20 protein-coding genes are annotated in these 24,735 nt (G+C 74.0%); 7 read left to right on the forward strand and 13 right to left on the reverse strand.

Going from position 1 to position 24,735, the window contains the following annotated elements; all coding sequences use genetic code 11:
- The first annotated feature begins 13 nt into the window (after positions 1-13).
- Positions 14-2,017, forward strand: a complete 2,004-nt coding sequence (gene ctaD, locus M8C11_RS26390; RefSeq protein WP_252454004.1) for a cytochrome c oxidase subunit I — start codon at positions 14-16, stop codon at positions 2,015-2,017.
- A gap of 99 nt (positions 2,018-2,116) precedes the next feature.
- Here the strand turns inward: ctaD and M8C11_RS26395 are convergent, their stop codons facing one another.
- On the reverse strand, positions 2,117-3,250 hold the full coding sequence (locus M8C11_RS26395) for a SigB/SigF/SigG family RNA polymerase sigma factor (protein WP_013477003.1): 1,134 nt from the start codon (positions 3,248-3,250) through the stop codon (positions 2,117-2,119).
- A 244-nt stretch (positions 3,251-3,494) separates the two neighbouring features.
- Positions 3,495-4,910, reverse strand: a complete 1,416-nt coding sequence (locus M8C11_RS26400) for a hypothetical protein (RefSeq protein WP_252454006.1) — start codon at positions 4,908-4,910, stop codon at positions 3,495-3,497.
- A gap of 188 nt (positions 4,911-5,098) precedes the next feature.
- On the opposite strand from M8C11_RS26400, the gene M8C11_RS26405 reads away from it, so the two are divergent.
- A complete protein-coding gene (locus M8C11_RS26405) occupies positions 5,099-5,323 on the forward strand; it encodes a CDGSH iron-sulfur domain-containing protein (RefSeq protein WP_120570138.1) in 225 nt (74 codons plus the stop codon).
- 108 nt (positions 5,324-5,431) lie between these two features.
- On the opposite strand, the gene M8C11_RS26410 is transcribed toward M8C11_RS26405, so the two are convergent.
- From M8C11_RS26410 to M8C11_RS26420, 3 genes are read right to left on the reverse strand one after another with little or no spacing between them, the layout of a single operon-like run.
- Positions 5,432-6,478, reverse strand: coding sequence for an iron-containing redox enzyme family protein (locus M8C11_RS26410; protein ID WP_252454008.1), 1,047 nt, complete (start codon positions 6,476-6,478; stop codon positions 5,432-5,434).
- A gap of 51 nt (positions 6,479-6,529) precedes the next feature.
- A complete protein-coding gene (locus tag M8C11_RS26415; protein WP_252454010.1) occupies positions 6,530-8,278 on the reverse strand; it encodes a thiamine pyrophosphate-binding protein in 1,749 nt (582 codons plus the stop codon).
- Entirely contained in the window at positions 8,271-9,395 is a 1,125-nt protein-coding gene (locus tag M8C11_RS26420; RefSeq protein WP_120570141.1) for a Vms1/Ankzf1 family peptidyl-tRNA hydrolase, read from the reverse strand. Before M8C11_RS26420 ends, M8C11_RS26415 begins: the two co-directional genes overlap by 8 nt.
- Before the next feature lie 151 nt (positions 9,396-9,546).
- On the opposite strand from M8C11_RS26420, the gene M8C11_RS26425 reads away from it, so the two are divergent.
- Both M8C11_RS26425 and M8C11_RS26430 read left to right on the forward strand, forming a co-directional pair.
- The gene (locus tag M8C11_RS26425; protein ID WP_256487527.1) at positions 9,547-10,086 is read left to right on the forward strand and encodes a hypothetical protein; all 540 of its coding nucleotides are present in this window, start codon (positions 9,547-9,549) and stop codon (positions 10,084-10,086) included.
- Positions 10,087-10,127: 41 nt separating this feature from the next.
- A complete protein-coding gene (locus M8C11_RS26430; RefSeq protein ID WP_252454014.1) occupies positions 10,128-11,018 on the forward strand; it encodes an alpha/beta fold hydrolase in 891 nt (296 codons plus the stop codon).
- Here M8C11_RS26430 and M8C11_RS26435 read toward each other — a convergent pair.
- Positions 10,999-11,370, reverse strand: a complete 372-nt coding sequence (locus tag M8C11_RS26435) for a DUF3817 domain-containing protein (protein WP_121685700.1) — start codon at positions 11,368-11,370, stop codon at positions 10,999-11,001. The two genes, M8C11_RS26430 and M8C11_RS26435, sit on opposite strands and share 20 nt — an antisense overlap.
- Positions 11,371-11,526: 156 nt before the next feature.
- On the opposite strand from M8C11_RS26435, the gene M8C11_RS26440 reads away from it, so the two are divergent.
- Positions 11,527-13,005: a glutamate--cysteine ligase gene (locus tag M8C11_RS26440; RefSeq protein ID WP_252454016.1), complete on the forward strand. Its 1,479-nt coding sequence runs from the start codon at positions 11,527-11,529 to the stop codon at positions 13,003-13,005.
- A 13-nt stretch (positions 13,006-13,018) separates the two neighbouring features.
- Here M8C11_RS26440 and bla read toward each other — a convergent pair whose 3' ends face one another.
- From bla to M8C11_RS26455, 3 genes are all read right to left on the reverse strand, one after another.
- The gene (bla, locus tag M8C11_RS26445) at positions 13,019-13,927 is read right to left on the reverse strand and encodes a class A beta-lactamase (RefSeq protein ID WP_252454043.1); all 909 of its coding nucleotides are present in this window, start codon (positions 13,925-13,927) and stop codon (positions 13,019-13,021) included.
- A 170-nt stretch (positions 13,928-14,097) separates the two neighbouring features.
- On the reverse strand, positions 14,098-14,706 hold the full coding sequence (locus M8C11_RS26450; RefSeq protein WP_252454018.1) for a DUF6518 family protein: 609 nt from the start codon (positions 14,704-14,706) through the stop codon (positions 14,098-14,100).
- 45 nt (positions 14,707-14,751) lie between these two features.
- Positions 14,752-15,042 (reverse strand): helix-turn-helix transcriptional regulator, encoded by a 291-nt coding sequence (locus M8C11_RS26455; RefSeq protein ID WP_252454020.1) that lies wholly within the window; start codon positions 15,040-15,042, stop codon positions 14,752-14,754.
- 66 nt (positions 15,043-15,108) lie between these two features.
- Between M8C11_RS26455 and map the strand changes: the two genes are divergently transcribed.
- Positions 15,109-15,882 (forward strand): type I methionyl aminopeptidase, encoded by a 774-nt coding sequence (gene map, locus M8C11_RS26460; protein WP_252454022.1) that lies wholly within the window; start codon positions 15,109-15,111, stop codon positions 15,880-15,882.
- Positions 15,883-15,940: 58 nt separating this feature from the next.
- Here map and M8C11_RS26465 read toward each other — a convergent pair whose 3' ends face one another.
- The 4 genes from M8C11_RS26465 to glgX form a co-directional block, all read right to left on the reverse strand.
- Positions 15,941-16,588 carry a maleylpyruvate isomerase family mycothiol-dependent enzyme gene (locus M8C11_RS26465; RefSeq protein ID WP_252454024.1) on the reverse strand — a complete coding sequence of 216 codons (648 nt, stop codon included), beginning with the start codon at positions 16,586-16,588 and terminating at the stop codon, positions 15,941-15,943.
- A 155-nt stretch (positions 16,589-16,743) separates the two neighbouring features.
- The gene (treZ, locus tag M8C11_RS26470; protein WP_252454026.1) at positions 16,744-18,477 is read right to left on the reverse strand and encodes a malto-oligosyltrehalose trehalohydrolase; all 1,734 of its coding nucleotides are present in this window, start codon (positions 18,475-18,477) and stop codon (positions 16,744-16,746) included.
- Positions 18,474-20,774: a malto-oligosyltrehalose synthase gene (gene treY / locus M8C11_RS26475; protein ID WP_252454028.1), complete on the reverse strand. Its 2,301-nt coding sequence runs from the start codon at positions 20,772-20,774 to the stop codon at positions 18,474-18,476. The genes treZ and treY overlap by 4 nt, the downstream gene beginning before the upstream one ends.
- Positions 20,775-20,777: 3 nt before the next feature.
- On the reverse strand, positions 20,778-22,898 hold the full coding sequence (glgX, locus tag M8C11_RS26480; RefSeq protein ID WP_252454029.1) for a glycogen debranching protein GlgX: 2,121 nt from the start codon (positions 22,896-22,898) through the stop codon (positions 20,778-20,780).
- Positions 22,899-23,215: 317 nt separating this feature from the next.
- Here glgX and M8C11_RS26485 point away from each other — a divergent pair, with 317 nt between their 5' ends.
- Entirely contained in the window at positions 23,216-24,613 is a 1,398-nt protein-coding gene (locus M8C11_RS26485) for a glycosyltransferase family 4 protein (protein ID WP_252454031.1), read from the forward strand.
- Positions 24,614-24,735 lie beyond the last annotated feature (122 nt).

The raw sequence follows: 24,735 nt of genomic DNA on the forward strand, positions 1-24,735 counted from the left end.
GGGGTGAGATGCCATGCCCAAGCGGGTAGTCACGGAACCGGCACGAGACCGGGGGCCCGCGATTCTCGCGCCGGCCCGGTTCGGGGGCTACCCCGGGCCCGTACGGGAAGCGGTGAAGGGCAACGCACTGTGGCGGTTGCTGCGGACCACCGACGCCAAGCAGATCGGCCTGCTCTACCTGGTCACGTCGTTCGCGTACTTCATCGTCGGCGGGGTCCTGGCGATGGTCATCCGGGCGGAGCTGGCCCGGCCGGGGATGCAGATCGTCTCCCCCGAGCAGTACAACCAGATGTTCACCATGCACGGCACGATCATGCTGCTGCTGTTCGCGACACCGATGTTCTTCGGGTTCGCGAACTACCTGGTGCCGCTGCAGATCGGCGCCGCCGACGTGGCGTTCCCCCGGCTCAACGCGTTCGCGTACTGGCTCTACTTCCTCGGCGCGCTGATGGTCGTGGGCGGGTTCGCCACCCCGGCCGGCGCGGCGGACTTCGGCTGGACCGCGTACACGCCGTTGAGCACCGCGCAGCACTCCCCCGGCGTCGGCGGGAACCTGTGGGTGGTCGGCCTGGCCGTGTCCGGCCTGGGCACGATCCTCGGCGCGGTCAACCTGATCACCACGATCGTGACGCTGCGCGCGCCCGGCATGACCATGTTCCGGATGCCGATCTTCACCTGGAACGCGCTGCTCACCAGCGTCCTGGTGATCTTCGTGTTCCCGCTGCTGGCCGCCGCGCTGATGGCGCTCGCCTCGGACCGGATCCTGCACTCGCACGTGTACGACCCCACCACCGGCGGGCCGATGCTCTGGCAGCACCTGTTCTGGTTCTTCGGTCACCCCGAGGTCTACATCATCGCGCTGCCGTTCTTCGGCATCATCACCGAGATCATCCCGGTGTTCGCCCGCAAGCCGATCTTCGGCTACACCGGCCTGGTGCTGGCCACCATCGCCATCACCGTGCTGTCCATGACGGTCTGGGCGCACCACATGTTCGCCACCGGGCAGGTGCTGCTGCCGTTCTTCAGCATCCTGAGCTACCTGATCGCGGTGCCCACCGGGGTGAAGTTCTTCAACTGGATCGGCACCATGTGGAAGGGACAGATCACGTTCGAGACGCCGATGCTGTTCGCCGTCGGCTTCCTGGTGACGTTCCTGCTCGGCGGCCTGACCGGGGTGCTGCTGGCCAGCCCGCCGGTGGACTGGCACGTCACCGACAGCTACTTCGTGGTGGCGCACTTCCACTACGTGATGTTCGGGACCATCGTGTTCGCCGCGTTCGGCGGGCTCTACTTCTGGTTCCCGAAGATGACCGGGCGGCTGCTCGACGAGCGGCTCGGCAAGATGCACTTCTGGACCATGTTCATCGGCTTCCACGCCACGTTCCTGGTGCAGCACTGGCTGGGCAACGAGGGCATGCCCCGCCGGTACGCCGACTACCTGCCCGGCGACGGCTTCACCACGCTGAACACGATCTCCAGCATCGGCTCGTTCATCCTGGGCGCGTCCACCCTGTTCGTGATCTGGAACATCTGGAAGTCGTGGCGGTACGGCGCGATGGTCACCGTGGACGACCCGTGGGGCTTCGGCAACTCGCTGGAGTGGGCCACCACCTGCCCGCCGCCGCTGCGCAACTTCGACCGGATGCCCCGCATCCGCTCCGAGCGGCCGGCGTTCGACCTCAAGTACGGCCCGCTCGTCTCCGACCTGGGCCGGGACCTGCCGCAGCGCACCACGAAGCCGCCGCAGTCGTTCCGCGAGGAGATGCACCACGAGCGGCACGTGCCGGAGTCACCGTCGCGCGGCGGCGCGTACGGCGCCCACGAGGCGGTGGAGTTCCATCCCGCGCCGCAGTCCGGGGCCCGGCCGGTGGAGGTGCCGGAGCCGGAGGACGTGCGCCGTCCCAGCTTCGAGGAGACCGACGAGCCGGAGGGCAGCGCGCTCAACGCCGAACGCGACGAGCAGCCGAACGAAAGGTGGCGGCACCCGCGCGGGCACGGGGACACCCCGGAGAACTGAGACCCGGACGAGGGCCGGCGCCGCCCGGGCGCCGGCCCTCTCGTCGTACGCCGCGCGCCGGCTCCCCGTGGTGGGGAGCCGGCGCGGTACGTGCGCAGGTCAGTCGGCGGCCGGCAGTCCGGCCGCGGTGAGCGAGCGGCGCACCGCCGGCTGCACCCGGGTCAGCCGCAGCGGCACCCCGGTACGCGCGGCGGCCTCCCGGCCGGCCATCAGCGCGGCGATCCCGCCGGCGTCGAAGCCACCGGCGCCGACCAGGTCGACCACCACCTCGCGGGGTTGCCCGGTGACCGCCTGGAGCATCGCCCGGCGCAACTGGTCCGCGCCGGCCCGGTCCACCTCGCCGCCGACCTCGACGACCACCCGGTCGCCGTTCTGCTTCACCGAGATCCGCGCCTTGCCCGGCTCGGCCTCGGCCGCGCCGTTCTGCCAGGGCGGCGGCGCGTCGGCGAGCATCGCCTGACGCAGCCAGGTCAGCGCCCGCGACAGCAGCCGGGACACGTGCATCTGCGAGATGCCGAACCGGGCGGCGATCTCCGCCTGGGTCTGGTTGCCGTAGAAGCGCATCGCCAGGATGCGACGTTCCCGCCACGGCAGCCGGTGCAGCAGGCCGCTGACCGTGACCCGGTCGTCGACGGACTCCAGCGCGTGGTCGGACTCGCCGACCAGGTCGCCGAACTCGGCCGAACTCTCCCCGCCCACCGGCGCGTTGAGCGAGGCCGGGCTGTAGCCGGCGGCCGACTCCAGCGCGGCGAGGATCTCCTCCTCCGGCGTCTCCAGCCGGGCGGACAACTCGGCCACCGTGGGAGCGCGGGACAGCTCGCTGGTCAGCGTCGCCGTGGCCTGTCCCACCTCGAGGATCAGGTCCCGCAGCCGGCGCGGCACGTGCACGCCCCAGGTGCGGTCGCGGAAGTGCCGTTTGATCTCGCCGACGATGGTGATGGCCGCGTACGCGGTGAACGAACCGCGTTCCGGGTCGTACCTGTCGACGGCGTTGACCAGGCCGAGACGGGCCACCTGCTCCAGGTCCTCCAGCGGCTCACCGCGCCCGCGGTAGCGGCGGGCGAGCCGGCCGGCGAACGGCAGCGCGAACCGGACCAGGTCGTCCCGCGCCTCCTGCCGCCGCTCCGGTGGCAGGCCCTCGATGCGGGCCGCGTACGCGAGCGCCGCCGCGTCCAGGTCCTCCAGACCCCGGTCGGTGGTCGGTGGTGTGGGTGTGGTGGTCTGTCCGAACATCCGCGCCCCCTCGCCGAAGAGCCCCCGCCCGGTCGGAACCGGTCGTGCGCGTGGTCGGACCACGCACCGGGTGAGGAAGTTGGGTTACGTGACGGATACGTCGAAAGCGGTGGCTGCCCGCCGCACGGCGTCGTGGGCCGTTTCGCGGCGAGCGGTCTTCCCGCTCCGTAGGTACTCAATCACGGACCGCAGGATCGCGAGGAAGTTTCGCCAGGTTGGCCGGCCAGCCGTTCCCGGCGGTCGGTCAGCAGACCAGCAGGCCCTGGTGCGCGCCCGCGTCACGTAGCGCGGTGAGGGCCTCGGCCATCCGCAGCGGCGGCGGCGCGGGCAGGTCGCAGGGCTGGTTGCGCAACACCTCCGTGGCACGTCGGGTGGGTACCGAGGCGACCGGGTAGCCGCGCGCGGCACCCCGGTCCAGGGCCCGCCTGCGGCGCCCGAAGCCGGCCACCGCCAGCCACTGGGGCAGCCCCGCGTACGCGGGCGAGCGCAGGCCCGGCGGCTCCGGCAGCACGTCCACCGAACTGAACGGCTCGCTGCCGGCCAGCCACCACTCGACGCCGGCGACCCGGCGCGCGGCGGCGTTCTCGCACCAGTAGGGCACCAGGCCGGCCCGCAGCACCTGCGCCGGGTCGAGCAGCCGGCCGCACTCCACCACCAGCCGGTTCCCGGTCTTGCCGGCCCGCCGCAGCCAGCGCCGGTACAGGTCGGCGGTCACCGCACTCAGCGCGTCCGGCTGCGGCACGACCACCCGGTGCAGCGGATGCCCGTGCCGGTCGCTCCAGCAGCGGGCGTCGTGCTCGAAACCGGACTCCACGCCGTGTTCGGCGAACGCGCCCGCCACCGTGACCTCCGGCGCCTCCCAGCGCGTCTCCTCCCCGCCGGCCGCGCGCAGCACCTGGCCCAGCGCGCGGGCGTCCGGGTGGAAGTCGACCGGGTCCAGGCCGCCCGCCGGGGAGCCGGCCTGGAAGCTGTGCCCGTCGCCGCAGTCGCGTACCGGCCAGGTCCGGGCGTCGTGCAGCAGCAGCACCGGCGCGGCCGGTTCCAGCCGGTCGGCCAGGAAGCGCGCGTACGCCTTCGGCAGCGTGCGCCAGCGCACCGCGAACGTCACCGCCGCGCCGGCCGCCGCACCCCGGCTGGCCGGGCAGTGCACCTGGCGTACGTGCACACGCGGGTTGGCGTCGAGGAGCCGGGCGGCCAGCGTGGCCCCGTGCGCGAACGCGGCGTCCGGGCGGTCCACCGCTCCCCGGGCCCACTGCCCGGCGACCTCGAACCCGGCCGGGAGCCAGGGCACGCCGAGCGCCGTCGCGAGGTGGGCGGCGGCGCCGTGCGGCGAGCCGAGCACCACCCCGGGCCAGCGCCGGTCCGGGTACTGCCCGGCGAACCACCCGGCCACCCGTTCGGCGTCCACGGCGGCGATCTGGCCGGCGGTGAGCGCCGACCGCCCGGCGGCCCGGACGGCGGCGGCGCGGCGTACCGGCTCGGGTGCGCCGCTGAGGCGGGACAGCGCGCCCGGGTGGCCGAGGTCGCCGCAGTCGTCGCCGCGCAGCGCCCGGGCGGTCGCGGCGACCAGGACCCGGGCGGCGCTGCCGGCCGCCACCACCCGATCCACGGGCAGCCCCGCGCCGCTGACCGGCGTCCGTTCGACTCGTTCGCTCACCACGCGGCCCGGCTTCCCGTCCCTCTGGGGTCTAAACGGGGCATCTCCCCACGGGTCAGGACCAAGGCCCGCCCGGTAACGGCATCGCCCGCGACACCCAGGTACGCCGTCGCGCCGCGTGCCCGCCGTCGCGGGCGCAACGGCGCGCGGGTGCGGGTTTGGGCCGGACCGGGACGGGCACTGCACCGCGCATGCCCGACGACGAGAGCACCCCGGCCGCGACCATCACCCCGTACCGGGACGGACCCCTGCTGGTACGCGGCGACTTCGCGCTCGTCACGCCAGAGGGCACGCCGATCGAGACGCGCCGGGGCACCGTGGCGCTGTGCCGGTGCGGCAAGAGCGCGATCAAGCCGTTCTGCGACGGCACGCACAAGGCGACGGGCTTCCGCGCCGGCAGCGACCGCGAGCCCTGACCCCCGCGACCCCTCCCCCGCGATCTTGCACTTGGGCTACCCGGCAAACCTCGCGAACCGGGCACCCCGAGGGCCGCAACCGCAAGATCGCGGGGACGGTGCCGGGGGTCAGGCTGCGGCGAGGACCTGGGTGGGCGGGCGCAGTGAGGACTCCCCGGCCGACCAGGCGTCGAGCAGGTGCGCGGCGAACAGGGCGTCCACGGCCAGCGCGGCGGCGGCGCCGAACAGCACGTCGGACGCGAGCGCCGGCTCGGCCCGGACCAGCCCGCCGCACATGTCGTACGCGGCGATCTGCTCGTGCACGGCGTCGGCCTCGACGTGCTCGTCGTAGAAGCGCGTGGCGACCGCGTCGAAGCCGAGCCGGCGCAGTCCGTTGCCGTAGCGGCGGTTCGGCAGCGACGAGGTCATCTCGTACGCCGCCAGGTGCCCGAGCAGCGCCCCGCGCAGCCGCCGGTGCAGGCCGAACAGCGACATCAGGTTGTTGGTCGCCAGCGTCACCGCCGGCACCCGGTCCAGGTGGGCGGCGTAGCCGGTGTCCAGGCCGAGCCGGTCCATCGTGGTGCGGAACAGCTCGGCGTGCATCCGGTCCAGCCGGCCGTTGCCGTACTCGTCGGTCTGGATCTCCACGAGGGCGGCCTTCGCCGGCCCGCCGAGCCGGGGCAGCGCCCAGCTGTGCGGGTCGGCCTCGCGCAGGTGGTAGATCGAGCGGTGGGTGACGAACTCGCGGAACCGGGCGAGGTCGGCGCGGCGTTGCAGCGCGGCGGCGAGCGGCGGGCCGTCGTCGGCGGCCACCAGGTCGGCCAGCGCGCCCGGCACGGCGGCCGGCAGCACCGCCGGCGGCGGGCCGGCCAGCTCGCGCAGCGCCGCCTCGAACGGCCGCTCGGCGCGGGCGCGCAGCGCCAGCAGCGACGGCTCCCACTCCCACGCCTCGTCGACGCCGGACCAGCCCCGGTAGTGCAGCTCGTAGCAGAGGAACAGGGTGAGCTGGAGATCCTCGTCGGTCAGCGGCGCGGCCACCGCGTCGAACGCGGCGCCCAGCCCGGCCGGCAGCTCCCGGGGAGCGTCGCGCAGCGCGGCCAGCAGCGCGGCGGAGACCGGCCCGCGCGCCGTGGGAAGCGGAGCGGGGCCGTAACGACGGTCGGCGGCGACGGACATGGGACCTCCCGGGACGGTTGTGCCTGGTCGCAGTGCCCCGGAGTGATCCGGCTAAACGACCTCGTCCGCCGCGATGGCCTCGGTCTGGATCACCCGCTCCCGCACCCGGCGGGCCGCGTCCCCGTCGGTCACCAGGCCGCGCAGGTCGGCCAGCGCCGGTTCGGGCGCGTCCAGCGGCACGGCCGGGTCCACCACCGCCTCCAGGACGGCCGGCCGGTCGGCCGCGAGCACCTCGTCCCAGGCGGGTCCGACCAGGTCCGGCCGGTCCACCCGGACGCCGTGCAGCCCGAGCAGGCGGGCCCACCCGGCGTACGGCACGTCGGAGCGCCGCCCCCCGGGCGTCCGCCCGCCGCCCACGCCGGACTGGTCCCGGTTGTTCAGCACCAGCACGATCAGGCGGGGATCGCGCCACCGCGTCCATTGGTGGGCCACCGTGATCAGCTCGGCCAGGCCGTTGAGCTGCATCGCGCCGTCGCCGAGCAGCGCGAGCACCGGCTCGTCCGGGCGGGCCAGCTTGGCCGCGACCGCGTACGGCAGGGCGCAGCCCGTCGAGCCGAGCGTGCCGCACAGCTGCGCCCGCACCCCGGGCGGCAGCTCCAGGTGCCGGGCGTACCAGTAGATGACCGAGCCGACGTCGACGGCGACGCCGGCGTGCCGGGGCAGCCGGGCGGACAGCTCGCGGAGCACGAGCTGCGGGTTGACCGGCTCGGCCGGGACGGCGGCGCGCTCGGCGGCGGTCTCCCGCCACCGGTCCACCATCTTCTCCACCATGCCGCGCCACTCGCGGTGGGGATTCTCCGGCACCCGGGTCAGCAGCGCCCGCAGCGTCTCGGCGGCGTCGCCGACGAGCGGCACGTCCACCGGGTAGCGGGTGCCGATGCGCCGGCCGTCGATGTCGATCTGGATGGTGCGCACCTGGCCCGGCATCGGGAACCAGTCGGTCCACGGGTCGTTGGTGCCGATCATCAGCAGCGTGTCGCAGGAGCCCATGAGCTGCGCGGCGGCGGTGGTGCCGACCTCGCCGAGCACGCCGGTGTGGAACGGCAGCCGCTCGTCGAGCACCGGCTTGCCCAGCAGCGACGTGGCGACGCCCGCGCCGAGCCGGTCGGCGAGCGCGACGATCTCCTCGGCCGCGCCCTGCGCGCCCTGGCCGACGAGCATCGCCACCCGCCGCCCGTTGCCGAGCAGCGACGCGGCGGCGTCCAGGTCGGCGTCGTGCGGCAGCACCCGGGCCAGCGGCTCGCCGGGCGTCGCGGTGACCACCCCGGCGGTCTGCGGCAGCAGATCCGGTACGGCGGTGACCTGCAACGCGCGCGGCAGCACCACGCAGGTCGGGCTGCGGGTCGCCGCGGCGGTACGGAACGCCTGGTCCAGCAGCGCCGGCACCTGTTCCGGGCTGCGGCCGTAGCGGACGAACTGGTTGCACACGTCGCCGAAGAGCCGGCTCAGCCCGATCTCCTCGTGCGCGCCGCCGAGCGGGCCGGTGACGTCCTCGCCGATGATCGCGACCACCGGCTTGCTGTCGAGCTTGGCGTCGTAGAGCCCGTTGAGCAGGTGCACCGCGCTCGGGCCCTGGTTCGCCAGGCACACCCCGACGCCGCCGGTGAACTTCGCGTGCCCGGTGGCCATGTACGAGGCGGTCTCCTCGTGCCGGGCGGGGACGAAGGCCGGGTCCCCGCCCGCGTCGTCGAGCGCGCCCACGAGCGGGGCGATCGCCGCGCCCGGACAGCCGAAGACCCGCGGCACCCGCCAGGCCCGCAGGCGTTCGACCACCAGGTCGGCGACGATGCGCTCAGCCATTGCCCCGCCCCGGCGTGCTCGCGTCGACGTAGCGCAGCACCGCGCCGACCCCGTCGGTCAGCTCCGGCGCCTCCTCGGGCGCGAGCACCGTGAGGTCCGCGTCGGTGCCGATCAGCGCGCGCAGCAGCGCCGCGTCGGCGCGTACCCGCTGCGGGTCGGCCACCGACATGCCGGCCAGCTGCGCCGGGTCGGTGGCGATCTCGGTCGGCTCGGGGCCCACCCACAGCTCGCCGTCGGCCGACGGGTCGTCCACGATGAGCATGGTGTCGACCTGGTTGCGTTGCAGCGCGGAGACCACGGCGTCGAGTCCGGCGCCGACGTCCTCCTGGACGCCGAAGCGGTCCAGCGCGGCGGCGATCCGCCGGTCGGCGACCTCGGCGACGGTCTGCACCGTGATGTCGTCCATCAGCGTGTCGTCGGCGCCCACGTCGCGGGCCCCGGCGTCGGTGCGCACCAGCACGTCCTGCCAGCGGGTGGGGAGCTGGGCGGCGATCATGCCGGTGGCCCGGACGTCCCCGGCCACCACCACGACGTCCGCGCCGACCCGCTCGGCCAGGTCGGCGGTGGCCGCCGCGGCGTCACCGGCGTTCTGGTGCCACGCCTCCATGGCGGCGCGCTGGTAGCGGGACTGCGACCAGCCGCCCGGCTGCACCCGGCGCAGCTGGCGGCTCTGCCCGCCCTGCACCTGGGCCCGCCGGGGCACCCCGCCGGCGCTGACCGCCATCGCGTCCGCACCGGTACGGTCGGCCAGCACCCGCACCCAGGCCACCTGCTCGCCGCGCTGGGCCACGAGCGGCATGGTGTGCGGCAGCGCCGACCAGCTCGCCAGGTCGCGCAGCGGCGGCGCGGACAGGTACTCGGTGAGCACCACGCGGCCCCGGCTGGCGAACACGGCGATGCCGTAGTCGCCGGGCATCGGCTGGTGCCGGCGCACGACCTCCTCCACCGCCTCGACGGTGACCGGGTCGGCGCCCTGCCCCAGCAGGTCGCCCTTGAGGGCCCGCCAGCGCAGGTCGACCTGCGCTCGCGCGTCCTGGGTGTCGCGGGAGGCGTCCATGTACACCGAGCACCACGGCCCGGGACGGTCGTAGAGCGGGCGCAGGAAGGACAGCTGCATGCTCGACCCCTTTCCGGCTCGGCCGCACGCATACCCGCGCCCCGGCGGAGTTCACCTGCCGGCCGTCCGGGCGTGACCGCCGTTCATTCACGTCGTTCAACCCGAAGGGCCGATACCATCTGTGCACGGAACGGGACTCTCGGTGGTGAACATGGACACGGAGCTGTACACCCGACGCGTCGTCCACCCGGCGGAACGCGTCGTTACCGGGCGTCTGGCCCGGTTGATGGACGGCTACGCCCGGGAGGTCCGGGTCGGGCAGCCGGTGCTCGTCGCGGTGCTGACCGCCGCGGGGGTGGTGGGGCTGCTGCTGAAGGTGGTGCGCGCGTTGCTCAGCAGTGGCGGCGGCGGGGCCCGGCGCAGCTTCAAGGAGCTGAAGAAGGGGCCGGAGTTCCTGGTCACTCCGGTCCGGGTGCGCGACACCACCGGCCGGCTGGTCGAGGTCGAGTTGCACGGCCACCTGCCGCAGAGCGCGCTGCACCCCGGCGACCACGTCCAGCTCACGCTGCGGGCGCAACGCGACGAGGACCTGCCGCCGCGGATCGAGCGGATCGTCAACCTGACCACCGGTCAGCTGCTCACCCCGCGTACCGCGACGCTCTGGTCGCACCTGGGACCGGCACTGCTCCTCCAGGCGATGCTCGGCGCCGTGCTGCTGCTCGGCGTGGCCGCCTGCTCGGCGCTGACGTAGAGCGGGTTTCCGTCCCGCCGCCGGTGGGCACCGGTGCGGCCATGTTCCCCGGATTCACGCTCACCGAGATCGACGTCGGCGCGGTCCGCCTGCGCGTACGCCACGGCGGCTCCGGGCCGCCCGTGGTGCTGCTGCACGGGCACCCGCGTACCCATGCGACCTGGCACCGGGTGGCGCCGCGGCTGGCCGCCCGGCACACGGTGATCTGCCCGGACCTGCGCGGCTACGGCGGCTCGTCGAAGCCGCCGAGCGACCCGGAGCACACGGTCTACTCCAAGCGGGCGATGGCCGCGGACGTGGTGGACCTGCTCGACGCGCTCGGGCACCGCCGGGCCGCGGTGATCGGTCACGACCGCGGCGCGTACGTGGCGATGCGGACCGCCCTGGACCACCCGGACCGGGTGAGCCGCCTCGGCGTGCTGGACGGGGTGCCGATCGGTGAGGCGCTGGCCCGCTGCGACGCCCGGTTCGCCGCCCGCTGGTGGCACTGGTTCTTCCTCGGCCAGCTCGCCAAGCCGGCCGAGCGGGTGATCAACGCCGACCCGGACGCCTGGTACGGCGGATCACCGGAGCAGATGGGCGAGCAGGCGTACGCCGACTACCGCCGCGCCATCCACGACCCGGCCACGGTGCACGCCATGTGTGAGGACTACCGGGCCGGGCTCGGCCCGGACCGGGCGGCGGACGACGCGGACCGGGCCGCCGGGCGGCGGATCGGCTGCCCGGTGCTGTTCGCCTGGTCCGAACGCGACGACATGGTCGACCTCTACGGCGACCCGGCCGCCATCTGGCGCGACTGGGCCGACGACGTGCGGACGGCCTCGATCCCGTCCGGGCACCACATGGCCGAGGAGGCGCCACGGGAGCTGACCGACGTGCTGGCCGGCTTCCTCGCGGAGGACCTCGCCTCGGTCAGCGACCGGCCGGGGTGAGCGGCTTCTCCACCGGAGCCGGCGCGTCGAGCAGGCCCCGGCGGCTCGCCCAGCGCTCGAACAGCACCGTGGCGAACGGGGGCACCGCGCTGGCCAGGGCCAGCCCGGTCTGCACGAGCGTCCAGCGGCGCCGCAGGGCCACCACGAGCGCCAGCAGGCCGTAGACCACGAACAGCGCACCGTGGACGGGGCCGAAGATCTTCACGCCGATCTCGTTGCCGGGCGGGCCGTACTTGACCGCCATGCCGGCCAGCAGGGCCGCCCAGGAGCATCCCTCGGCGAACGCCGCCACCACGAACGCCCGGATCCACCCGTCGCGCATCAGCCACTCCCCTTCGCCGTCGGCGGCCATGTTAGCCGCCCGGGCCGGGCCGCCCGGACGGAACCCGCTGCCCCGCGACGGGGATCACCGGGGCCGCCACGGGGTACAGAAAAGGGCCTCCGGGCCTTTCCTGACCCGCCACTCCGTGCGAGGTTGGGGAGAACCAACGGTGACAGGGTGGTGACCATGGGCGAGGACGTCGGCGTGCGTACCTTCAGCCGGGAGGACCGGGCCCGCTATCGCGAGAAGGTCCGGCGGTGCCTGGACGTGTTCGCCGAGATGCTGCGCGAGTCCCGGTTCGACGTGGAGCGGCCGATGACCGGCCTGGAGATCGAACTGAACCTGGTCGACGACGTCTTCGACCCGGCCATGCGCAACGCCGACGTGCTGGAGGCGATCGCCGACCCGGCGTTCCAGACCGAACTGGGCCAGTTCAACGTGGAGATCAACGTCGAGCCGCGGCGGCTCGCCGGCACCGGCACCGCCGCGTTCGAGGAGCACGTCCGGGCCAGCCTGAACGCCGCGGAGTCGAAGGCCCGCGCGGTCGGCGCGCACATGGTCATGGTCGGCATCCTGCCGACGCTGCGCCCGGAGCACCTGACCGCCGAGACGCTGTCGGCCAATCCCCGGTACGCGCTGCTCAACGAGCAGATCTTCGCCGCCCGCGGCGAGGACCTGCCGATCGCGATCAGCGGGGTGGAGCGGCTGGCCACCACGGCCGACACGATCACGCCGGAGGCGGCGTGCACCAGCACCCAGTTCCACCTCCAGGTCAGCCCGGCGCAGTTCGCCGACTACTGGAACGCCGCGCAGGCGATCGCCGGCGTCCAGGTGGCGCTCGGCGCGAACTCCCCGCTGTTCTTCGGCCGGGAACTGTGGCGCGAGACCCGGGTGCCGCTGTTCCAGCAGGCCACCGACACCCGGGCGGAGGAGATAAAGGCTCAGGGCGTACGCCCGCGGGTGTGGTTCGGCGAACGCTGGATCACCTCGGTGTTCGACCTGTTCGAGGAGAACGTGCGCTACTTCCCGGCGCTGCTGCCGGTCTGCGACGCGGAGGACCCGGCCACCACGCTGCACAGCGGCGGAGTGCCGAAGCTGGCCGAGCTGCGGCTGCACAACGGCACCATCTACCGGTGGAACCGGCCGGTCTACGACGTGCTCAAGGGCCGGCCGCACCTGCGGGTGGAGAACCGGGTGCTGCCGGCCGGGCCGACGGTGCTGGACACCGTCGCCAACGGCGCGTTCTACTTCGGCCTGGTGCGGGCGCTCGCCGAGTCCGACCGTCCGCTGTGGTCGCAGATGTCGTTCAGCGCGGCCGAGGAGAACTTCAACGCCTGCGCCCGGCACGGCATCGACGCCCAGGTGTACTGGCCCGGGCTGGGCTACCTGCCGGTGACCGAGCTGGTGCTGCGCCGGCTGCTGCCGATGGCCCACCACGGGCTGGACCGGTGGGGCCTGGACCCGGCGGAACGGGACCGGCTGCTCGGCATCGTCGAGCAGCGCTGCCTGACCGGCCGCAACGGCGCGACGTGGCAGGTGGAGACGCTGCACCGGCTGGAGTCGGCCGACCACATGGACCGGCCGGCGGCGCTGCGCGAGGTGGTCCGCCACTACGTCGACCTGATGCACAGCAACCGGCCAGTGCACGAGTGGCCGATTCCCTGAGCCGGGCCTCCCGTCAGCGCAACGCGGTCACCGTCGCCCGCGCCGCCTGGGCGACCAGCGCGTCGTCGGGCTTCGCGTCGCGGCTGTCGCGACTGGTCATGACCGCGAGCACGATCGGCGCCCGGTCCGGCGGCCACACCACGGCGATGTCGTTGCGGGTGCCGTACCCGCCGGTGCCGGACTTGTCCGCCACCTGCCAGCCGGCCGGCACGCCGGCCCGGACCAGCCCGCTCCCGGTGGTGCTGGCCCGCATCCAGCCGAGCAGCAGGTCGCGGTCCGCGGGCCGCAGGGCCTCACCCAGCGCGTACGCCCGCAGCGAGCCGGCCAGCGCGCGGGGCGTGCTGGTGTCGCGCTCGTCGCCGGGCGTGGCCGCGTTGAGCTCCGGTTCGGTACGGGCCGGCCTGGTGACCTGGTCGCCCACCTCCCGTAGCGCCCGCGCGAAGCCGGCCGGGCCGCCGAGCGCGTCGAACAGCAGGTTGCCGGCGGTGTTGTCGCTGTACCGCACCGCCGCCTCGGCGGCGTCCCGCAGCGTCATCCCGGTCTCCACGTGCCGTTCGGTCACCGGGGAGTGCGCCACCAGGTCCGCCCGCCGGTAGCGGACCACGCGGTCCCGCTCGGCGTCGGACGTGGCGGCCAGCATCGCGCCCGCCGCCAGCGCCTTGCACGTCGAGGCGTACGCGAACCGCTCGTCGGCGCGGTGCGCGAGGGTGCGGCCGGTGCCTGTGTCGACGGCGAAGACGCCGATCCGGGCGCCGGAGCGCCGCTCCAGTGCGGCCAGTTCCGGAGGCGCGGGCACCGGCGAGGGGGTGGGTGCGGCGCTCGGTGTGGCCGACGCGGCGGGCGTGGCCGGGGCGCTGGTGGGGGACGCGGCTTCGGGCCGGCTCTCCGTGCAGCCGGCCACCAGAGCCGTCGCCGTGAGCATCGCCGCCGCGAGCACCTGCCGTCGGATCACCGTTTCCTCCCTCGTCGTCCGGACCACGCCGTTCCCGGGCCATTGTCGCCGATCCCGGTCGGGCCGGTGGTCCGCCGCCTCTCCGGCGCGGTCACCCGGCTCGCCGCCCGCCGGGTGGCCCGCCTGCCGTCGCCGCGGGGTCAGCCGGCGACGACGGAGAACGTGACCGCGCCCGCCGCGGCCAGCGGGACCGCCACCGCGGCGGCCAGCAGCCGTACCCGGGCGGACCGGCCGACCAGCACCACCAGCAGCGCGGCGAGCGCGAGGTCGATGGCCACGTTCCACCACGCGCCGGGATAGCCGGACCGCGACTTCAGCGCGAACCGCAGCGCCTCCTCGACGAACACGGCCACCGGCAGCGCGGTCCCGACGACGCGGCGCCATCCCTCGGTCCGCGCCCAGATGCCGGCGACGCCGAACACCACGCCCGCCACCACGCCGAACGCCATCCAGACGATCGAGGTGGGCGACCAGATCACGGCGAGGTCGTCGCCCTGGAGCAGCGTCGCCGCGAGGTAGTAGCTGGGCACCGCGACGATGAGCAGGACGCTGGCCGCGACGGCGGCGCGCACCGCGCCCGACCGGATCCACCAGCCCAGCGCGAACGCGGCGACCGCCCAGGTGGCGGTGGAGTTGGCGAGTTCGGCGAACGGGAACGGCACCCACTTGATCCAGACGAAGTCCAGGAAGCCGAGCAGGAAGCCGGCGACGGGGACGACGAGGGCGACGGTGCGACGTGAGGGTGGCATGCGTGGGAGCATACTCAGTATGCTCATCCGGTCGGCGAGGCGGCCCTACGAGGCCAGCCGCCGCTCGGACGACGCGAGACGCACCGCGCCGTCGGGCCTGTTGATCTCCGACCACACCTCGTCGAGGGAGAGGCCGAGGACGTCGGCGATGGCCGCGATGGTGGGAAACGCCGGCGTGGCGACCCGGCCGGACTCGATCTTCCGGAGCGTCTCCGGGGAGACGCCCGCGTCGAGCGCGGTGAGCAGCATCGAACGCTCACCCCGCGCTCGCCGCAGGAGCGCGCCGAGGCGCTGCCCACGCTCGACCTCGGCGGGAGTGAGAGGCAACCTGACCATGCCAGGATTCTAATACCGGGATAACATGGCCGGGATACTTATTGGTTACGCGAGGAAGGCGCCTGCATGATCGAGATCCTGAGCCCCACCGACGTCCGGCGGGCGCGGGACACCGGCGCCCTGGTCGCCCACATCCTGCAGACGCTGCGCGGCAGCACCACCGTCGGCACCAACCTGCTCGACATCGACAGGCAGGCCCAGCGCATGATCGCCGAGGCCGGGGCGCAGTCCTGCTACGTCGACTACGCGCCGTCCTTCGGACGCGGGCCGTTCGGCCACTACATCTGCACGTCGGTCAACGACGCGGTGCTGCACGGACTGCCGCACGACTACGCGCTCGCCGACGGCGACCTGCTGAGCCTCGACCTGGCCGTCTCGCTGGGCGGGGTGGTGGCCGACTCCGCGATCAGCTTCCTCGTCGGCGACGCCCGGCCCGCGGAGAGCGTCGCGCTGATCGACGCCACCGAACGGGCGCTGCGCGCCGGGATCGCCGCCGCCGGTCCCGGCGCCCGCGTCGGGAACCTCTCGCACGCCATCGGCTCGGTCCTCACCGAGGCCGGATACTCGGTCAACACCGAGTTCGGCGGTCACGGCGTCGGGTCGACGATGCACCAGGACCCGCACGTGTCGAACACCGGACGGCCAGGGCGCGGCTACACGCTGCGTCCCGGGCTGCTGCTGGCGCTGGAGCCCTGGGTGATGGCGGACACCGCCACGCTGGTCACCGACGCCGACGGGTGGACGCTGCGCAGCGCGACGGGCTGCCGTACCGCGCACAGCGAGCACACCATCGCCATCACCGACGACGGCGCGGAGATCCTGACGCTGCCGAGGTCGTGACCCTCACCGGGCCCGGCGTCCGGCACGACGGCCCTCCGCGTTCCGCCGCCGGGCGTCGTCAAGCGGGCGTGCAGCGCTCCCGCAGCGTCTGCACGCCGGGGCCGGTGAGGTCGTCGCAGTAGGCGGCCCGTCCGGCCATCGCCATCATCAGCGCGAGCGTGGTGCCGCTGACCAGCGGGCCGGCCCCGGCGCTGAACGGCCCGTCGGTCGCCTCCACCCGCAGGCCCTCGACCGCACTGCGGCCGGCCACCGTGAAGTCCCGGCCGGCGAAGAAGCGGGCGACCGGCGTGACGGCCTCGACCGAGGGCGTCCGGGTCAGGCCGAGCGGACGCCGGATGTCCTGGGCGTGCACGACCACCTCACCGAGCCAGGCCTCGGTCGGCCCGAACGTCGACGTGCTGTTGCCGACGATCCGGCGGAACCGGTCGAGCGTCTCCCCCGGGTCGGCGCCCCGGTGCTCGGCCAGCCGGCGGTCGTTGTGCAGGTCGAAGTCGAACCGGGCGCCGAGCACGCTGGCGACCCAGCGGGCGCGGCCGACGCTCGCCGCCGCGGTCATGTGCGCGAGCGTCTCCTCCACCGACCAGCGGCTGCACAGGGAGGGCCGCGCCCACTGCGCCGCGTCGAGCCCGGTGAGATCGTCGGCCAGGGCGGCGCGCTCGGCGTGCGCGAGCGCCCACAACTCGCGACGGGTCAGCGTGTCGGACATGGAACCTCCAGGGTCGGGCCGTCGGAGGTAGGACCATGCTCCCGCCGCGAACTCACCGCCCCCCGCTCCGCCGATCTTGGAGTTGTGGTGGTTCGCGAACCGGACAGGTGGGACCTTCGAGGCGCCACAAGTCCAAGATCGACGCCGGCAAGCGGTCAGAGCGCCACGATCGCGGCCGACTCCGGCGGCAGCTCGATGCCGTCGCGCATGACCGTGACGCCCTCGGAGGTGGCGAGCAGCACCCGGCGTACCACGCCGGGCAGGTTGATCCGCTGCGCCCGGCCGGCCAGGTTCGCCACCACGAGCGTGTCGCCGCGCCGCATCACCAGGAACCGGTCGCCGTGGCGTACGTCGACCCGGTCCAGCCGGGGGTCGGACAGGTCGGCCCGGGAGCGGCGCAGCGCGATCAGCCGTCGGTACAGGTCGTACGTCTCGCGGTGCTCCGGCTTGTCCAGCTCGGCCCAGTCCAGCCGGGACCGCAGGAACGTCTGCGGGTCCTGCGGGTCGGGGACGTCGTCGGTGGCCCAGCCGTGGCCGGCGAACTCGCGTCGGCGGCCGGTGGCCACCGCCGTCGCCAGTTCCGGCTCGGGGTGGCTGGTGAAGAACTGCCAGGGCGTGGAGGCCGCCCACTCCTCCCCCATGAACAGCATCGGCGTGAACGGCGCGGTCATCAGCAGCGTCGCCCCGACGCGCAGCAGGCCGGGCGACAGCGTGGCGGAGATCCGGTCGCCGGTGGCCCGGTTGCCGATCTGGTCGTGGTTCTGCAGGTACGCCACGAAGCGGTGGCCGGGCGTGCGCTGCCGGTCGACCGGGCGGCCGTGGCTGCGGCCGCGGAAGCTGGACCAGGTGCCGGCGTGGAAGAACCCGCCGGTCAGCACGTCGGTGAGGCATTCCAGGGAGCCGAAGTCGCCGTAGTAGCCCTGCCGCTCGCCGGTGAGCAGCGTGTGCAGCGCGTGGTGGGCGTCGTCGTTCCACTGGGCGTGCAGGCCGTACCCGCCCGCCTCGCGGGGCGTGATCAGGCGCGGGTCGTTGAGGTCGCTCTCGGCGATCAGCGACAGCGGGCGTCCGAGGTGCGTGGACAGCGCCTCCACCTCGGCGGCGACCTCCTCCAGCCAGTGCACGGCCCGGCCGTCGGGCATGGCGTGCACGGCGTCCAGCCGCAGCCCGTCGACGTGGTAGTCGCGCAGCCAGGTCAGCACGCTGTCGGCGATGTAGCGGCGTACCCCGTCGGAGTGCGGGCCGTCCAGGTTGACGGTGCGGCCCCAGGTGTTGCTCTGCTCGGTGAGGTACGGCGCGAACCGCGGCGCGTAGGCCCCGGAGGGCCCGAAATGGTTGTAGACGACGTCGAGGATCACCCCCAGGCCCTTGGCGTGGGCGGCGTCGACGAACCGTTTCAGGCCGTCCGGGCCGCCGTAGGGCTCGTGCGGGGCGTACCAGCAGACGCCGTCGTAGCCCCAGTTGTGCTCGCCGTTGAACGCGTTCACCGGCAGCAGCTCGACCATGTCCACGCCGAGGTCGACCAGGTGGTCGAGCTTGGCGATCGCCGCGTCGAACGTGCCCTCCGGGGTGAACGTGCCGATGTGCAGCTCGTACAGCACGCTGCCGGGCAGCTGCCGGCCGGTCCAGGCGGCGTCGGTCCAGCCGAACGCCGCGTGGTCGTAGAGCCGGCTCGGCCCGTGCACCCCGGCCGGCTGCCAGGCCGAGCGGGGATCGGGCAGGGCCTGGTCGTCGTCGTCGAGCAGGAACGCGTAGTCGGTGCCCGGCCCGGCGCCGGGCACCTCGACCCGCCACCAGCCGTCCGGCCCGGGACGCATCGCGTGGTCGGCGACGCCGGGCAGGCGCAGCCGCACCCGGGCGGCCTCGGGCGCCCACACCGTGAACTCGGTCATGCGGCGGCCTCCACAGAGTCGGTGGGTGCGAGGAGGGCGACGGGATAGGTGCTCAGCAGATCATCGAGGAGCAGCTCAGAACCACTGTAGACCCGCCCGGTGAACAAGTCGGTGCACTGATGAACGGGAAGTGACACGGTCGTGTCCCGCCAGCCGCCGGAGCGGGCCAGCCGCAGCGGCAGCCGGGTCGTCACCGCGACCGCGCCGCCCCGGTCGAAGGCCACCGCGTGCGCGGCCGCCGGGCCGCGTGCCGGCACCGGCCGGTAGCCGCCGAACAGGTCCGGGCGGTCGCGGCGCAGCCGCAGCGTCCGGGACACCACGAGCAGCTTGGCCGCGCCGTCGGCGGCCACCGCGGGCCGCCAGCCGGCGTCGAGCCGGGCCAGCATGTCCCGGCGTACGGCGAAGTCGACCGGCCGGCGGTTGTCCGGGTCGACGAGCGAGTTCTCCCACAGTTCGGTGCCCTGGTAGACGTCGGGCACGCCGGGCATGGAGAGCTGGACCAGCTTCTGCCCGAGCGCGTTGGACCAGCCGGGCGGGGTGATCTCGGCGGCGAACGCGGTGATCTGGGCGTGCAGTTCCGGGTCGTCGTACATCCGGTCGACCAGGGCGTGCATCTCGTGCTCGAAGGCCGGGTCCGGGTCGGCCCAGCTCGTGGTGACCGACGCCTCCCGGGCGGCCTTCTCGGCGTACCCGTGCAGTCTCTCCCGTTCGATCGGCCACGCCCCGACGGCGGTCTGCCAGAGCAGGTGGGCCAGCGCGGGGTCGGCCAGCGGCGCGCGCGACATCCAGTCGGCGACCCGCTCGGCCCAGCGGCCGGGCAGCTCGGACAGCACCGCGAGGCGGGCGCGGACGTCCTCGCCGCGCTTGGTGTCGTGGGTGGAGAGCGCGGTCATACTGGCCGGCCAGCGCACGTGCCGGCTGGCGGCGAACCGGTGCAGCTCGGCCGGGGGCACACCGAAGTGGGCCGGGCTGCCGCCGACCTCGTTGAGGGCGACGAACCGGCTCCACCGGTAGTACGCGGTGTCCTCCACGCCCTTGGCCATCACCGCGCCGGTGAGCTGCGGGAACCGGGCGGCCAGTTCGTGGCCGGGGTCGCGCAGCCGGGCGGTGACCTGGTCGAGGACGCCGGTCAGGTCGGGCCGGCGGCGGCCCGCTTCGCTGCGGGCGGCGGCCAGGTGCCGGGCGCCCTCGGGCGGGTAGCCGCGGTAGACCGGGAAGCAGGCGGCCAGCTCGGCCAGGGCGGCGCGGACCTGCTCGCCCGGCAGCTCCGGCACGAGCGCGGCCAGGCGGGTCAGCTCGGCGCCGAGCAGCCGGGTGGCGGCCTCCAGCTTGGTGGCGTGCGTCAGGTCCTCCCAGGAGGTGTGCCGCCCGGTCAGCCGGCCGTCGAGCGTGGTGAACTCCGGTTCGGCGTCCGGGTCGACGAACAGCCCGGACACGGCGGCCAGCGCGTCGTAGCCGGTGGTGCCGTCGACCGGCCAGTCCGGCAGGTCCTCGCCGTACTCCAGGATCTTCTCCACCACCAGCCAGCGCTGCGGCGCGGCGGCGCGCAACCGGGCCAGGTAGCCGGCCGGGTCGCGCAGCCCGTCCGGGTGGTCGACGCGGATGCCGTCGACCTCACCGGCGTCGACCCAGCGCAGGATCTCCGCGTGGGTGGCGTCGAAGACCTCCGGGTCCTCCACCCGCAGGCCGGCCAGGTCGGACACGGCGAAGAACCGGCGGTACGTCAGCTCGGCGTCGCCGCGCCGCCAGTTCACCAGCTCGTAGTGCTGCCGGTCGTGCACCTGCCGGGGGGTTCCGTCGCCGGTGCCGTCGGCGACCGGGAAGCGGTGCTCGTGGTAGCGCAGCTCCCCGTCGACGAGCTTCAGGTCGTCGAGCGCGTCGGCGGTGTCGGCGAGCACCGGCAGCAGCAGCCGGCCGCGGTCCCAGTCGATGTCGAACCAGCGCGCGTACGCCGAGTCGCGTCCCCGCCGCAGCACGTCCCACCAGGCCGGGTTGGCCTCGGGCCGGGCCACCCCGGCGTGGTTGGGCACGATGTCCACGACCAGGCCCAGCCCGGCCGCGCGCAGCGCCCGGACCAGCCGCGCCCGGGCGGCCTCGCCGCCGAGCTGCGGGTTGACCGCGCGGTGGTCGACCACGTCGTAGCCGTGCGTGGAGCCGGGGGTGGCGGTGAGCAGGGGCGCGGTGTAGAGGTGGGTGACGCCGAGCGCGGCGAGGTAGCCCGCCAGCTCGGCCGTGGCGTCCAGGTCGAAGCCGGGCCGCACCTGGATGCGGTAGGTCGAGCGGGGGGTGTCGGGCATGGCTCAGGCCGTCCTCTCCAGGACCAGCAGTGAGCGGTCCGGCACGCAGACCGTGCCGCCCGCCTCGACGAGCGTCGTCTTCTCCGGATCGGGTTCCGCGGTGCTGATCACCAGCTCCCACCGGGTGCCGAACTCCTCGCCGGGCAGCGTGAAGTCCAGCGGCGCGTCGTGCGCGTTGAACAGCAGCAGGAAGGAGTCGTCCCGGTGGCGCTGGCCGTACTGGCCGCGTTCGCCGATGCCGTCGCCGTTGACGAACAGGGCGACCGAGCGGCCGAAGTCGTTGCCCCAGTCCTCGCCGGTCATCTCCCGGCCGTCCGGGGTGTACCAGGCCAGGTCCGGCAGCCCGGAACCGGCGGCCCGGCCACCCACCGGCAGGCCGGTGAAGAACCGGCGGCGGCGGAACACCTGGTGCCGGTTGCGGAACTCGGTGAGCCGGCGGACGAAGTCCAGCAGCTCGGTGTCGGCGCGGTCCCAGTCCACCCAGGCCAGCTCGCTGTCCTGGCAGTAGGCGTTGTTGTTGCCGCGCTGGGTGCGGCCCAGTTCGTCGCCGTGGCCGAGCATCGGCACGCCCTGGGACAGGATCAGCGTGGCCAGGAAGTTGCGCCGCTGCCGGGCCCGCAGCGCCAGCACGCCCGGGTCGTCGGTCTCGCCCTCGACGCCGCAGTTCCAGGACCGGTTGTGGCTCTCCCCGTCCCGGTTGTCCTCGCCGTTGGCCTCGTTGTGCTTGTCGTTGTAGGACACCAGGTCGGTGAGCGTGAACCCGTCGTGGCAGGTGACGAAGTTGATGCTGTGGAACGGGCGGCGGCCGTCGTCCTGGTAGAGGTCGGCGGAGCCGGAGATGCGGGAGGCGAACTCCGCGAGCGTGGCCGGCTCGCCGCGCCAGAAGTCGCGTACGGTGTCGCGGTACTTGCCGTTCCACTCGGTCCACTGCGGCGGGAAGTTGCCGACCTGGTAGCCGCCGGGGCCGACGTCCCACGGCTCGGCGATGAGCTTGACCCGGCCGACCACCGGGTCCTGCTGCACCACCTCGAAGAACGTGGACAGGCGGTCCACCTCGTAGAACTCGCGGGCCAGCGTGGCGGCCAGGTCGAACCGGAAGCCGTCGACGTGCATCTCGGTGACCCAGTAGCGCAGCGAATCCATGATCAGTTGCAACGAGTGCGGGCTGCGGACGTTGAGGCTGTTGCCGGTGCCGGTGTAGTCGACGAAGTAGCGCCGGTCCTCCTCCGAGAGCCGGTAGTAGCTGGGCGTGTCGATGCCCTTGAAGCTCAGCGAGGGGCCGAGGTGGTTGCCCTCGGCGGTGTGGTTGTAGACCACGTCGAGGATGACCTCGATGCCGGCGGCGTGCAGCGCCTTGACCATGCCCCGGAACTCCTGCACCTGCTGGCCCAGGCGGCCCAGCGCGGAGTAGCCGTGGTGCGGGGCGAAGAAGCCGATGGTGTTGTAGCCCCAGTAGTTGCGCAGCCCCAGGTCGGCCAGGCGGTGGTCGTGCACGAACTCGTGCACCGGCATCAGCTCCACCGCTGTCACGCCGAGCCGCTTGAAGTGCTCGATCATCACCGGGGAGGCGATCGCCGCGTACGTCCCGCGCAGCTCCTCCGGGATGCCCGGGTGGCGCATGGTCAGGCCGCGCACGTGCGCCTCGTAGATCACCGAGTGGTGGTACGGGGTGCGCGGCGGCCGGTCGTTGCCCCAGTCGAAGTACGGGTTCACCACCACCGACTTCGGCATGTACGGCGCCGAGTCGGCGGTGTTCATCCGGTCCGGGTCGCCGCCGACCTCGTAGTCGTAGACCGAGGGGTGCCAGGTGACCTCCCCGTCGACCGCCTTCGCGTACGGGTCGAGCAGCAGCTTGTGCGGATTGCAGCGCAGCCCCTCGGCCGGGTTCCACGGCCCGTGCACCCGGTAGCCGTAGCGCTGGCCGGGCTCGACGCCGGGGATGTAGGCGTGCCAGACGTACGCGTCGACCTCGCGCAGCTCCACCCGGCGCTCGGTGCCGATGTCCCACTCGTCGAACAGGCACAGCTCGATCTTCTCCGCCACCTCGGAGAAGATCGCGAAGTTGGTGCCCATCCCGTCGTACGTGGCGCCGAGGGGGTAGCTCTCGCCCGGCCAGACCTGCATGTCGCTCCTTCGGCCCATGATCGTGAGCGCATCGGGCGGGGGGCACCGCCGATGCGCACGCCGGTGATGCCCCGTCGTACCGCCCGTCAATCCACCCGTTCGGACCGTAACCGAATCCGCCCTCCTGAGTCCGGACAGACGTTCGGGTGTCATCCGTCACGATCGACCTTTTCAAGATGCGGACCGGCGGCAGATGGACTTTCCTGGATCCGGGTCCACGCGCGCGCGGGCCCGCCCGGCCGTTCGGCCACCCCTCACCACCGCTCGTCGCCGCCACCGATGCCGGCGTGCCTCACCATGCATGGACGGAGATCGACGTGACCACTCTGCGGGTCGGCGCTCAGCCCGCCACCGCGACGGACCGGCTCCACCGGCCCACCCTCACCTCCCGCCCGGCGCCCCCGTCGCCGGCCGGGGCCGGGCCCCGGACCCGGCGCATCCTGATGCTGTCGTGGGAGTACCCGCCGGTGCTCGTCGGCGGCCTCGGCCGCCACGTCCACGCGCTCTCCGTGGCGCTGGCCGCCGCCGGGCACGAGGTCACAGTCGTCACCCGCCACGCCGAGGGCGCTCCCCTGGAGGAGTACGCCGACGGCGTCCGCATCGTCCGCGCCGCCGAGGACCCGGTCACGTTCCCCCTCGCCACCGGATCACTGCTGGCCTGGACCATGGCGTTCAACCACACCCTGACCCGGGCCGCGCTACGCGCCGCCTCCGCCGGCTCCTACGACGTCATCCACGCCCACGACTGGCTCGTCGCGCACACCGCGATGACGCTGCGCGAGCACCTCGACGTGCCGCTGGTCAGCACCATCCACGCCACCGAGGCGGGCCGGCACCAGGGCTGGCTGCCCGAGGAGATGAACCGCACCATCCACGGCGTCGAACACTGGCTCGCCGGCGAGTCCGGCCGGGTGATCGTCTGCTCCGGTTACATGCGCGACGAGGTGGGCGCGCTCTTCGGCGTCGACGCCGCCCGGGTCGACGTGGTCCCCAACGGCGTCGAGCCGCACCGCTGGCGGGTGCCCGCGTCGGCGGTCGCCGCCGCCCGGGCCCGGTTCGCCGCCGACGGCCCGCTGGTCACGTTCGCCGGCCGCCTGGTGTACGAGAAGGGCGTGCAGCACCTGCTGGCCGGGCTGCCCCGGCTGCGCGACCGGCACCCCGGGCTGCGCGCGGTGATCGTCGGCGACGGCCCGTACAAGGCGGACCTGGAGGCCGAGGTGCACCGCCTCGGGCTGGGCGCGACTGTGAGCATGCCCGGGTTCCTCGGCGGCACCGACCTGCCCGCCGTGATGGCCGCCTCGGACTGCTTCGCGGTGCCGAGCATCTACGAGCCGTTCGGCATGGTGGCGCTGGAGGGGGCAGCCGCGGGCGCGCCGCTGGCGGTGGCCCGTACCGGCGGACTGGCCGAGATCGTCGAGCCGGGCGTCACCGGGATGACGTTCGCCCCGCACGACCCGGACGGGCTGGCCGAGGCGGTGCACACGCTGCTGTCCGACCGGGACCGGGCGCGTGCGCTCGCCCGGCGGGCCCGTGCCATGGTGCACGAGCAGTACGGCTGGGCCGCCATCGCGTCCCGCACGGCCGCCGCGTACGCCGCCGCCATCGCCGGCGACCCGGCGTTCACCGCCGCCCGCGCCAAGCACCGCATGGCACACGGCCACCCCGCGCCGCGCGTCCCCGAGGGCAACCTCCTCACCGCCGCCGGCCTCCGCTAGCGCCCCTTCTCCCCCTCTCCCCCTCTCCCCCTCTCCCCCGCGATCTTGCACTTGGTGCCCCCAGGAGGGCCGCAATGCCCGCAATGCCGGGGCACCGAGTGCAAGATCAACGGGAGTGGGGG

Source organism: Micromonospora sp. CPM1 (assembly GCF_023896895.1).
Lineage (GTDB): Bacteria > Actinomycetota > Actinomycetes > Mycobacteriales > Micromonosporaceae > Micromonospora > Micromonospora tulbaghiae.

Excerpts from the sequence above, each read along its gene's own strand:
- ctaD (WP_252454004.1), top strand. The coding sequence starts at position 14 with ATGCCCAAGCGGGTAGTCACGGAACCGGCACGAGACCGGGGGCCCGCG.
- M8C11_RS26395 (WP_013477003.1), bottom strand. The coding sequence starts at position 3,250 with ATGTTCGGACAGACCACCACACCCACACCACCGACCACCGACCGGGGT.
- M8C11_RS26405 (WP_120570138.1), top strand. The coding sequence starts at position 5,099 with ATGCCCGACGACGAGAGCACCCCGGCCGCGACCATCACCCCGTACCGG.
- M8C11_RS26410 (WP_252454008.1), bottom strand. The coding sequence starts at position 6,478 with ATGTCCGTCGCCGCCGACCGTCGTTACGGCCCCGCTCCGCTTCCCACG.
- M8C11_RS26415 (WP_252454010.1), bottom strand. The coding sequence starts at position 8,278 with ATGGCTGAGCGCATCGTCGCCGACCTGGTGGTCGAACGCCTGCGGGCC.
- M8C11_RS26420 (WP_120570141.1), bottom strand. The coding sequence starts at position 9,395 with ATGCAGCTGTCCTTCCTGCGCCCGCTCTACGACCGTCCCGGGCCGTGG.
- M8C11_RS26425 (WP_256487527.1), top strand. The coding sequence starts at position 9,547 with ATGGACACGGAGCTGTACACCCGACGCGTCGTCCACCCGGCGGAACGC.
- M8C11_RS26430 (WP_252454014.1), top strand. The coding sequence starts at position 10,128 with ATGTTCCCCGGATTCACGCTCACCGAGATCGACGTCGGCGCGGTCCGC.
- M8C11_RS26435 (WP_121685700.1), bottom strand. The coding sequence starts at position 11,370 with ATGGCCGCCGACGGCGAAGGGGAGTGGCTGATGCGCGACGGGTGGATC.
- M8C11_RS26440 (WP_252454016.1), top strand. The coding sequence starts at position 11,527 with ATGGGCGAGGACGTCGGCGTGCGTACCTTCAGCCGGGAGGACCGGGCC.
- bla (WP_252454043.1), bottom strand. The coding sequence starts at position 13,927 with ATGCTCACGGCGACGGCTCTGGTGGCCGGCTGCACGGAGAGCCGGCCC.
- M8C11_RS26450 (WP_252454018.1), bottom strand. The coding sequence starts at position 14,706 with ATGCCACCCTCACGTCGCACCGTCGCCCTCGTCGTCCCCGTCGCCGGC.
- M8C11_RS26455 (WP_252454020.1), bottom strand. The coding sequence starts at position 15,042 with ATGGTCAGGTTGCCTCTCACTCCCGCCGAGGTCGAGCGTGGGCAGCGC.
- map (WP_252454022.1), top strand. The coding sequence starts at position 15,109 with ATGATCGAGATCCTGAGCCCCACCGACGTCCGGCGGGCGCGGGACACC.
- M8C11_RS26465 (WP_252454024.1), bottom strand. The coding sequence starts at position 16,588 with ATGTCCGACACGCTGACCCGTCGCGAGTTGTGGGCGCTCGCGCACGCC.
- treZ (WP_252454026.1), bottom strand. The coding sequence starts at position 18,477 with ATGACCGAGTTCACGGTGTGGGCGCCCGAGGCCGCCCGGGTGCGGCTG.
- treY (WP_252454028.1), bottom strand. The coding sequence starts at position 20,774 with ATGCCCGACACCCCCCGCTCGACCTACCGCATCCAGGTGCGGCCCGGC.
- glgX (WP_252454029.1), bottom strand. The coding sequence starts at position 22,898 with ATGCAGGTCTGGCCGGGCGAGAGCTACCCCCTCGGCGCCACGTACGAC.